The organism is Streptomyces sp. NPDC056948, assembly GCF_042674225.1.
GTDB lineage: Bacteria > Actinomycetota > Actinomycetes > Streptomycetales > Streptomycetaceae > Streptomyces > Streptomyces purpurascens.
This window is the reverse complement of record NZ_JBHUQX010000440.1, coordinates 1-7,458: the sequence shown is the minus strand read 5'-3', so window position 1 is coordinate 7,458 and position 7,458 is coordinate 1. Positions and strand designations below refer to the sequence as shown.

Sequence of the window (7,458 nt, the reverse complement as noted above, 5' to 3'; positions counted from 1 at the left end):
GGGCCCCGGCACCCCGGGCCCCGGCGCCCCCGCCGAGCAGCCCCCGGCCGCCTCCGGCCCCGCCACCAGCGGGCACACCCCGCCGCCCCAGCCTCCCGAGCCGTCCCAGGCACCCCCAGCGCCCACGACGCCCGCACCCACCACGCCCGCCCCCGGACCCGCATCCGCCCCGGCGGCCCCCGCCCCCGCCCCCGGCGCCTGGCCCACCGCCGCCTCCGCGGGCAGTGGCGGCCGTCGCCCCGGCGGCTGGCCCACGGCCGCCTCGGGCGCACCCGCCTCGAACACTGCGGCAGGGAACGCCCCGGCAGCGAACACCCCTGCCACGGGCACCCCCACCGCCAGCACCCCACCGGCGCCCTCACCGTCCCCCTCGGCCCCCGCCCCGGCCGCCCCCGCCCCCGCAGGCGGCGGTGTCGACCCCCGCATGCTCTGGCCGAACATCCTGGAGGCCGTCAAGAACCGTCGCCGCTTCACCTGGATCCTGCTCAGCCAGAACGCCCAGGTGGCCGGCTTCGACGGCACGACCCTCCAGCTCGGCTTCGTCAACGCGGGCGCGCGGGACAACTTCCTGAGCAGCGGCAGCGAGGAGGTGCTGCGGCAGGCGCTGGGCGAGCAGTTCAACGTCCAGTGGAAGATCGAGGCGATCGTCGACCCCTCCGGAGGCTCCGCGCCCCCGGCTCCGGGCGGTCCCTCCGGCTTCGGAGGAGGCAACGGCGGCCACGGCGGCGCCCCCGGCGGCAGCGCCGGTGGCAGCGCCGGTGGCTACGGCGGCGGCAGCTACAGCTCCGGTGGCGGCGGCTACAACGCCGGAGGCGGCAGCGGCGGCAGCGGCGGTACGGCAACCGCCCAGCGCCCCGCCCCCTCCCAGTCGGCCGCCCCGTCCACCCCCGCCCAGCAGTCGAGTACACCCGCCCCCTCCTCCGGCCCCGCAGCGTCCGCCCCCGCTCCCCAGCCCTCCGCCCCGAGGCCGCGGTCCGTATCCGTCGAGGACGACATCCCCGAGGACGACGACCCCGACCTCGACGAGTCGGCCCTCTCCGGGCAGGACCTGATCGTCCGGGAGCTGGGGGCAACAGTGGTGGATGAGTTCTCCAACGAGCCCTAGCCCGACCGAACAAGCCCCAGGCAAGCTCCACTAAAGCCCCGGCCACCCGGTCAGCGACACCGCGCTTCGGAGAAACCTCCAACCCAACACCCCCACCCCCTTCGGAAGCCCGCACAAAGGAAACCCGGTGCTTCCCGTTAGGCTGACCCCCGTGAAGGTCCTCGTCATCGGCACCGGCGCCCGCGAACACGCCCTGTGTCACTCCCTGTCCCTCGACCCCGACGTCACCGCGCTGCACTGCGCCCCCGGCAACGCCGGGATCGCCGAGGTCGCCGAGCTGCACCAGGTCGACGCCCTGAACGGCGCCGCCGTCACCGCGCTGGCCACACGGCTCGGCGCGGAGCTCGTGGTCGTCGGCCCGGAGGCGCCGCTGGTCGCCGGTGTCGCCGACGCCGTACGCGAGGCGGGCATCCCGGTCTTCGGCCCGTCCGGCCCGGCCGCGCGGCTCGAGGGCTCCAAGGCCTTCGCGAAGGACGTCATGGCGGCGGCCGAGGTGCCCACGGCACGTTCGTACGTCTGCACCACGGCGGACGAGGTCGACACCGCCCTCGACGCCTTCGGCGCTCCGTACGTCGTCAAGGACGACGGGCTCGCCGCCGGCAAGGGCGTCGTCGTCACCGACGACCTCGAAGCGGCCCGGGCCCACGCCGCCGCCTGCGAGCGCGTGGTCATCGAGGAGTATCTCGACGGCCCCGAGGTCTCCCTGTTCGCCGTCACCGACGGCGAGACGGTCGTGCCGCTCCAGCCCGCCCAGGACTTCAAGCGCGCGCTGGACGGCGACGAAGGGCCGAACACGGGCGGCATGGGGGCGTACTCCCCGCTGCCGTGGGCCGACCCGAAGCTGGTCGACGAGGTGCTGCAGACGGTCCTGCAGCCGACCGTGGACGAGATGCAGCGCCGGGGCACGCCGTTCTCCGGCCTCCTCTACGCCGGTCTCGCGATCACCTCCCGCGGTGTCCGCGTGATCGAGTTCAACGCCCGCTTCGGCGACCCGGAGACCCAGGTCGTTCTGGCCCGCCTCAAGACGCCGCTGGCCGGTCTCCTGATGGCCGCCGCCACCGGCAACCTCGCCCACCTGGAGCCGCTGCGCTGGAGCGACGACGCGGCCGTGACCGTGGTCGTCGCCTCGCACAACTACCCCGGCACCCCGCGCACCGGTGACCCGATCACCGGCCTCGACGAGGTCGCCGCCCAGGACGCCCCGCACGCGTACGTCCTGCACGCCGGCACCAAGAGCGACGGGGACGCGATCGTCAGCGCGGGCGGCCGCGTCCTGTCGGTCACGGCCATCGGCAAGGACCTCACCGAGGCCCGCGACCGCGCCTACACGGCCGTCGGCCGCGTCCGCCTCGACGGCTCCCAGCACCGCACGGACATCGCCGCGAAGGCGGCGGGCGCGTAACCGACCCACTCAGAGCCGGGGGAATCCACCCCGCCGCCGATGAACCTCGCAGGCCCCGAATCCGTCTCAGGATCCGGGGCCTGAAGTTTTCGGTAGGTGAGGGCCTGACCATCGCTTTCCGTCATCCACCTCTCCCCAGAGCCATTCCATCGAGTGACCGATGCCCTATCCGGCTGACGGGGGGCTGAGCCCCAACTAGGGTGCGGCGCAAGCGTTCCGGCACTTGGCCCACCGGCATTGCGATGTCAGTGGCGGGTGCCACAGTGGGGGAGTGAGCAAGGCAAGCGTCAGGTCAACGGGGAGGGGGTGAGGTCGGTCGTGACCGGAATGGGTGTGGAGGCAGGAGCGCAGGTCGCGCGGGCACGGGCACTGGTCGTGCTGCGCATCCGCAGTCGCGCGCTGGCCGTCGCCCTGTTGCCCGCGGCCGTCGCCGTGATCCTGCTCGCGGGGGCTCTCTCCGGCCGTCTCGTCGGACCCGGCTGGGACGCCGCCCGCTGGGTCCTGACCCCGGTCGCCGTCCTCGTGCTGCTCGCCGCCGCCGGGATCGCCCTGGTCGTCGCCCGGGCCCGTCCGGCCATGAGCCCGACCGTCCCGATCGCCGAGGAGGCGGCTCCCGATCTGTACCGGATGGTGCGCGACCTGGCCGACCGCCTCGAGGTCCCCGCCCCCTCCGCGATAGCGCTCACGCCGGACTGTGACAGCTGGCTGGAGGACCGCACCCACCCGGCCCACGGACCGCCTCCCGCCGAGGAGCACGACGACATAGCGGGTGCGGGGAAGCACGCGCACCGTCGGCACCCCGTCGCGCCGGTCCTCGTCATCGGCTCCCCCTTCCTGTGGTGGATGCGGGTCGGCGAGCTGCGCGCGGTCCTCGCCCCGGTCGTCGCCGGTACGGGCCCCTCCGCCCACCCGGACATAGCCGCCGCCCGGCGCTTCGTCCGGGGCCTCGACGCGGCGGTGGCCGTGACCTCGGCGCCCCGCCGCGACCCGGTGTCGCGAGCCGTGCTGGCCGGCGTCGGCTGGGTGGCCCGGCTGCTGCTGCGCAGTTGCCGCCTTCATGCCGCAGAGCTGGAGCGGGGCGTCGCGGCCGCGGCCGCGGAGCGTGCACAGGCTGTGGATTACGGGCTGCGGATCGTCGCCCAGGAGCAGGTGGGCCTGGCGTACGCGGGCTGGGACCGGCTGCTGACCCGCGTCGCGCTGCCAGCCTGGCGGATGGGCCGCTGGCCGTCCCGGCTGGACGCCGGTGTCGTGGCGGCGCTCACGGAGCTGTCCCGGCGGGACCGCCTGGCCGAGGGCTTCGCGTCCCGTCTGGGGGAGCGGCCCGCCTGCGATCTGCTCGAGGAGCCGGGCACGGTCGACGAGTCCGCCTCCCTCCTCGCCGCCCGCCTCTTCCACGGCGGCCCCGCCGAGCCCGGGCCCGACTGGTCGCCGGTGGACTGGAGCGAGTATCCGGACGAGGTCGTGGACCGCAAGTGGCGCATCGACGCGGCCCGGCTCCACCGCGTCCTGGACGCGATGGGCGTCCGCCCCGCCACCGGCACCGCGGCCCCCGCCACGGGCAGCCCGACCCTGTCCCGCGTCCTGGACCACCTGACGGACCCGACCGGCGAGGCATCTCTCCCGCACAGAAGCACGGACCCGTCCGGCGAAGCGCCCTTCCCCACCAGAGCCCCGGAATCACCGCCTCCCCTCGACGACGACGAGGACGAAGAAGACCTCTCCGGCACCACCCCCCGCAGCGCGAACCTGGCCGCCCGCCTCAGCGCCGAACTGGCCCGCGAAGAGGCCGCCGCGACGCCCCACCCGTCGACCGCCGCCTCCCCGACCACCGCCTCACCGGCCGGCAGCTCCCCGGCCACCCCGGACCCCCTCGCCCTCTGGGACGACCGAGCCCTCCCCCTCTTCCCCCTCCAGCCCCCGCGCACGGCCCGGGAACTGCTCGCCGACCACCTCACGGCGATGATCTGCTGTGCCGCGATGGACACCGCCGGCGCGACGCCCGGCCTGGACTGGCTGGACGGCCCCACGCTCCTCCACAACGGCGAGCGCACCGCCGATCTCGCGCCCAAAATCCTCACCCTGATCGAGGAGGGCGACCCCACCCCCCTGCGCGCCTGGCTGGCCGAGCTGGGGATACGCCCGGAGAAGCCGGTGCGGCTCGTCTGACCGCCGGAGCACCCGCTTCCACTTCTGGCCAATTCGAAACGAACAGTGACGAAGTGCGCGCGTTATGTGATGTGCTTGGACCGTTCGCGTGCATGGCAAGGGCGGACGACATACGACAAACACATAAGCGCGACGGCACCACAGAGGACGCACTCACCACGCACTCACCACACAGACCACACCAGTACGCACCACCACGGGGGCGAAGGGGAGGGGAAACAGCCATGGCCTCGGAGCAGATCCGCCGCTGGGAGTCGGGAGCACTGGCGCACGCCGTGACGGATCCCTTCGGACAGGGCCCCGTTCCGTGGCTGCGCGGCACCGTGACGTACTTCGACGATACCGGCCAGGTCGTCCCCTGGTACGTGGACCAGGACGCGCCCCACGCCCCGAGGAAGGCCACCCGCTCCAACGGCCCCCGCGCGGCCGACGACGTCCACCGCCAGATCAAGGGCTTCACCTCCACCGGCGCGGTCGCGCCCGGCGAGGCCATCGACTTCCACATCACCGTCGACCCGCCCCAGGAGTTCGGCGTCGACATCTACCGCATCGGCCACTACGGCGGTGACGGCGCCGCCAAGATCACGACCAGCCCGCGGCTGTCCGGCATCGTGCAGCCCGCGCCGCTCACCGCGGACCGTACGGTCTCCTGCCACCACTGGTGGCTGTCCTGGCGCCTCCAGGTCCCGTCGTACTGGAACATCGGCGCGTACGTCGCCGTCCTCACCACCGCGGGTGGCTACCGCTCCCACGTCCCGTTCACGGTCCGCCACGACCAGCCCGCCGACCTGCTCCTCGTCCTGCCCGACATCACCTGGCAGGCGTACAACCTCTACCCGGAGGACGGCCGCACCGGCGCCAGCCTCTACCACGCCTGGGACGAGAAGGGCCGGCTGCTGGGCGAGTCGGAGGCTGCCACGACGGTCTCCTTCGACCGTCCGTACGCGGGCGCGGGCCTCCCCCTCCACGTCGGCCACGCCTACGACTTCATCCGCTGGGCCGAGCGCTACGGCTACGACATCGCCTATGCCACGGCGAGCGATCTGCACGCGGGCCGCGTCGACCCCACTCACTACCGCGGCCTGGTCTTCCCGGGCCACGACGAGTACTGGTCGGCCGCCATGCGCGGCAGTGTGGAGCTCGCCCGCGACGCCGGCACCTCGCTCGTCTTCCTCTCCGCCAACTCCATGTACTGGCAGGTGGAACTGGGCCCCTCCCCGTCCGGCGTCCCCGACCGCCTGCTGACCTGCCGCAAACGCAGGGGCCCGGGTAAGCCGGTGCTGTGGCGGGAGATCGACCGGGCGGAGCAGCAGCTCATCGGCATCCAGTACGCGGGGCACGTCCCCGAGCCGCAGCCCCTGATCGTGCGCAACGCCGATCACTGGCTGTGGGAGGCCTCCGGCGCGCACGAGGGCGACGAGGTCGCCGATCTGGTGGCGGGCGAGGCCGACCGGTACTTCCCGCGCACCCCGCTGCCCGAGCACGAGGAGCGCGTGCTGCTCGCGCACTCCCCGTACACCGACAAGGAAGGCGCTCAGCGCCACCAGGAGACGTCCCTCTACCGCGCCCCCTCCGGTGCCTGGGTCTTCGCATCCGGAACGTTCGCCTGGACCCCGGCTCTGGACCGCCCGGGCCACGTCGACCCCCGTATCCAGCGCGCCACCGCGAATCTTCTGGACCGCATCTGCAAACGCGACTGACCCACTGTCCGTGATCACCCGTTCATACGGGAGAATCAAGCCATTGGCCCTCCCGTCTCCCACCACCACCCTGTGGGAGCCCTGCGGGCGCACGTCTTGTTCAACCACGGGGAGGCACCGTGTCCGGATTCGTCGAAAAGCCCGAGCCGATCCAGGTTCCGGGTCTGGTACATCTGCACACCGGCAAGGTGCGCGAGCTGTACCAGAACGAGGCGGGCGACCTCGTGATGGTCGCCAGCGACCGCATCTCCGCGTACGACTGGGTGCTGCCGACCGAGATCCCGGACAAGGGCCGGGTCCTCACGCAGCTCTCCCTGTGGTGGTTCGACCAGCTCGCCGACCTGGTCCCGAACCACGTCCTGAGCACCGAACTGCCCGCCGGCGCCCCCGCCGACTGGGCGGGCCGCACGCTGGTCTGCAAGTCCCTGCAGATGGTCCCCGTGGAGTGCGTGGCCCGCGGGTACCTCACCGGCTCGGGCCTGGTCGAGTACAAGGAGACCCGCACGGTCTGCGGCCTCGCCCTCCCCGAGGGCCTGGTCGACGGCAGCGAACTGCCCGGGCCGATCTTCACCCCGGCCACCAAGGCCGCCGTCGGCGAGCACGACGAGAACGTCTCCTACGAGGAGGTCGCCCGCCAGGTCGGCGCCGACACCGCGGCCCGGCTGCGCCAGGCGACCCTCGCCGTCTACTCCCGGGGCCGGGACGTCGCCCGGGAGCGGGGCATCATCCTCGCGGACACGAAGTTCGAGTTCGGCTTCGACGGCGACGACCTGGTCCTCGCGGACGAGGTCCTCACCGCGGACTCCTCCCGTTTCTGGCCGGCCGACCAGTGGCAGCCGGGCCGCGCGCAGCCGTCGTACGACAAGCAGTTCGTCCGCGACTGGCTGACCTCGGCGGAGTCCGGCTGGGACCGCAAGAGCGAGCAGCCCCCGCCGGCGCTGCCGCAGCAGGTCGTCGACGCCACCCGCGCCAAGTACGTGGAGGCGTACGAGCGCCTGACGGGCTTGACCTGGTCCTAGGCCGTGTCCGACTCACGACACGAAGAAGCCCCCCGGCCGGAACCGGGGGGCTTCTTCATATGGAGC

4 protein-coding genes and 1 pseudogene are annotated in these 7,458 nt (G+C 73.4%); all 5 read left to right on the top strand.

The genetic code is table 11. The features are described from left to right. Positions 1-1,105: pseudogene (locus ACFTZL_RS37515) on the top strand (DNA polymerase III subunit gamma and tau); the annotation flags it as partial. Between the two features lie 151 nt (positions 1,106-1,256). After that, positions 1,257-2,507, top strand: a complete 1,251-nt coding sequence (gene purD / locus ACFTZL_RS37510) for a phosphoribosylamine--glycine ligase (RefSeq protein WP_382592666.1) — start codon at positions 1,257-1,259, stop codon at positions 2,505-2,507. Between the two features lie 327 nt (positions 2,508-2,834). Further along, positions 2,835-4,673, top strand: coding sequence for a hypothetical protein (locus tag ACFTZL_RS37505; protein ID WP_382592669.1), 1,839 nt, complete (start codon positions 2,835-2,837; stop codon positions 4,671-4,673). A 224-nt stretch (positions 4,674-4,897) separates the two neighbouring features. Further along, positions 4,898-6,373 carry a N,N-dimethylformamidase beta subunit family domain-containing protein gene (locus ACFTZL_RS37500; RefSeq protein WP_382592663.1) on the top strand — a complete coding sequence of 492 codons (1,476 nt, stop codon included), beginning with the start codon at positions 4,898-4,900 and terminating at the stop codon, positions 6,371-6,373. Positions 6,374-6,492: 119 nt separating this feature from the next. After that, positions 6,493-7,392 (top strand): phosphoribosylaminoimidazolesuccinocarboxamide synthase, encoded by a 900-nt coding sequence (locus tag ACFTZL_RS37495; protein ID WP_382592660.1) that lies wholly within the window; start codon positions 6,493-6,495, stop codon positions 7,390-7,392. Positions 7,393-7,458 lie beyond the last annotated feature (66 nt).

Excerpts from the sequence above, each read along its gene's own strand:
- ACFTZL_RS37505 (WP_382592669.1), top strand. The coding sequence starts at position 2,835 with ATGGGTGTGGAGGCAGGAGCGCAGGTCGCGCGGGCACGGGCACTGGTC.
- ACFTZL_RS37500 (WP_382592663.1), top strand. The coding sequence starts at position 4,898 with ATGGCCTCGGAGCAGATCCGCCGCTGGGAGTCGGGAGCACTGGCGCAC.